The sequence below is a fragment of the Microcystis sp. LE18-22.4A genome, assembly GCF_027531105.1.
GTDB classification, from domain to species: domain Bacteria; phylum Cyanobacteriota; class Cyanobacteriia; order Cyanobacteriales; family Microcystaceae; genus Microcystis; species Microcystis aeruginosa.
Genome location: NZ_JAPZRB010000209.1, coordinates 1 through 2,299, shown reverse-complemented (window position 1 = coordinate 2,299; position 2,299 = coordinate 1). Strand labels below are relative to the sequence as shown.

General features: G+C 32.1%; 3 protein-coding genes and 1 pseudogene. All 4 read right to left on the bottom strand.

Annotated elements, in window-relative coordinates; translation table 11 throughout:
• The coding region (locus tag O9295_RS09170; protein ID WP_353851856.1) for a helix-turn-helix domain-containing protein at positions 1-794 on the bottom strand (794 nt) is incomplete at its 3' end.
• Positions 795-1,040: 246 nt separating this feature from the next.
• A pseudogene (locus O9295_RS09165) lies at positions 1,041-1,181 on the bottom strand (type II toxin-antitoxin system VapC family toxin); the annotation flags it as partial.
• Complete coding sequence (locus tag O9295_RS09160; RefSeq protein WP_002761103.1) at positions 1,168-1,440, bottom strand: hypothetical protein; 273 nt, start codon at positions 1,438-1,440, stop codon at positions 1,168-1,170. The pseudogene O9295_RS09165 and the gene O9295_RS09160, both read right to left, overlap by 14 nt.
• Positions 1,441-1,540: 100 nt before the next feature.
• Positions 1,541-1,966 (bottom strand): DUF29 family protein, encoded by a 426-nt coding sequence (locus tag O9295_RS09155; protein WP_288032748.1) that lies wholly within the window; start codon positions 1,964-1,966, stop codon positions 1,541-1,543.
• Positions 1,967-2,299 lie beyond the last annotated feature (333 nt).

The following is a 2,299-nucleotide window of genomic DNA, read 5'->3' as shown; positions in this document are numbered from 1 at the left end:
TGATAATCCTGACAGTCGCTTAAATATTTACCAGCTAATTCCCCCAGTTTAAAAATATTCTGCACATCATCAAGAATAATTAAACAACGATAGGAGCTTAGATAATCTATTATATCAGGTAAGGGGGTTGATAGAGATTGGCTGAAAAACTGTTTTAGATCATCTTTGAGAGCGATTAATTGAGGAATATTTTCCAGACTGCGGTAAATAATATAATCAAATTGTGGGGCAATTTCTGAAATTAATTTAAGGGTTAAAGCTGTTTTTCCAATTCCACTTAACCCATAAATAGTAATTAATCGAGTTTTATTATCTAGCCATTCTTTTAAGGTTGATATTTCTAACTTACGTCCATAGTTATACCTTAATTCAGGAGCTTTTGTTAGGTTAATTATGGGGGATAGATGATCATTATCTGGAAAATTTGAAGACTTTTTTAAGTTGTTTTCTGAATAGGGGTTATTTTCTCTACAGACATTAACATGATGATTTCTTATATTATTATGTGGAGAGTTAACAAAATTATAAATAGTAGATGAAGCTTTATTTTCTAAAATAGAACGAACATTAGACTTTTTTATATCTTCTTCAAAAACATCAGATAACAGTTGCCATAACTTCCATGCTTCTTTTTTTATATGGTCATAACTGCGCTGATTATCTTTGGCAATTTTTTCGTAATCTTGATGTTCCCAAATACCCTGTAAGATGGATTCTTGCAATGAATCAAGATGTTTACCGGTTTTGTCTAATACCTGTTTATCAGTCCATTCTAAAAGGGTTTGAATATCCATATAAGTAAGTGATAGAACATCTGTATTGCTGGTTGGGATAAGGGAACATATTTTAGTTTTCTCGTTTTTTTATCAGACTAATAATCATTTTACTTTACTCTTGCAAAATATCAACTATTATTTTATCTCTTTTTGCTCACCTCATCCTATCCGTCCAGATAGGAGAAGATAAGTTTCTAATTTATGAATTGAACCCTGCGCTATATTTAAAAATCTGACATATTCGCTACGGACTACTACGGACTGATGACAACTTTCTGTTAAAACACACCAAGTTGTAATTAGGGGTTGAGAAGAATACTGTGCTAAGGTTTGCTGTGCTATTAGATGATATTGATCTTTATTGTTAAATAAAGCCACCCAGAACCCAGTATCAACGATGATCATATTTAGCTTTTAATCCTTCTTTGAGAACGGATTTATAATTAGTAGAAAGGTCGGATTCTGCACTAATACAACCGATTAATCCAGATTCTTTTAAAATGTCTAGGGTACTTTGAGCTTCAGGGTTTATTTTTGCTGCAATCTCTGGCTTTTTTGCCAAAGAATAGCGTTTTTTTAATAACTCAATAAAATCAATCAGTAAGTTTTGTGCTTCTTCAGGTAATTGGTTAATATCTTGTTGAATTTGTTCTAAGTTAATCATTAATTTTCCTCCGTTAAGGTTTTTAAACAGGCTGCTAATCTTTAAGCGACTGTTTCTGACATTTAAACCTCCTGATTTGTTTCCAACTGTCACCTGTTACTTAATCGATTAATATTAATGCCAATGCTTGATTAATAATTTTATTTTTATCGATCATAGCCTCAATTTCTTCGGGTTGATATATACCATCAAAAGCTTCTAATGCCGCTTGTCTTAAAGCCGAAGAATAAGCATCATCTAAGGTTTCTTTTAATTCTTCTATTGTTAGATAATTTCCTCCAGTTTTACGTCGTTGATTAATGCGTTGAATCTGTCGAACAGAATTAGAAATAGAGGTTTCCCAGGAGCGTGTACTGCGTTTTTCTGCTTGCTGTTTAATCAGATGTAATAGGACAATAATACTAAAGCTAAAAATCTTATTGAGCTTATCATCCTTACTCATTTCTGTCATTTCCTCTACCAAAATCAAGGCATCGGGAACATTGCCAGCTATTAATAGATTTTTTAACTCTAATAATTCTTCCATTTTTTACTTTTTTTTACTGATTAACCTCTTAATTTAGTAATTTGTTCTTTACATTAGATATTGTTAAAGTTGGAAAAACAAGCGAAAACTTTTGCCTGTTCTCTTGCCTTATTAACGAAAATTTAGCCTTGTTTCATGAGCCTTGCCCTCCTTTTTGTCACTAAATCCCACTTTATCCCACGAAAATTATTATATCAGAAAATCCAAAATGGCCACAAATTCCCACAGACAAAACCAAAGTGAACATCTAGATTGTAAGAATCACTTAGTTTTTTGGAGTCTTATCAGGTTATGAACAAGATACTAGCTAATTGTATCAGCTTAGGGATCGGA

Excerpts from the sequence above, each read along its gene's own strand:
- O9295_RS09160 (WP_002761103.1), bottom strand. The coding sequence starts at position 1,440 with ATGATTAACTTAGAACAAATTCAACAAGATATTAACCAATTACCTGAA.
- O9295_RS09155 (WP_288032748.1), bottom strand. The coding sequence starts at position 1,966 with ATGGAAGAATTATTAGAGTTAAAAAATCTATTAATAGCTGGCAATGTT.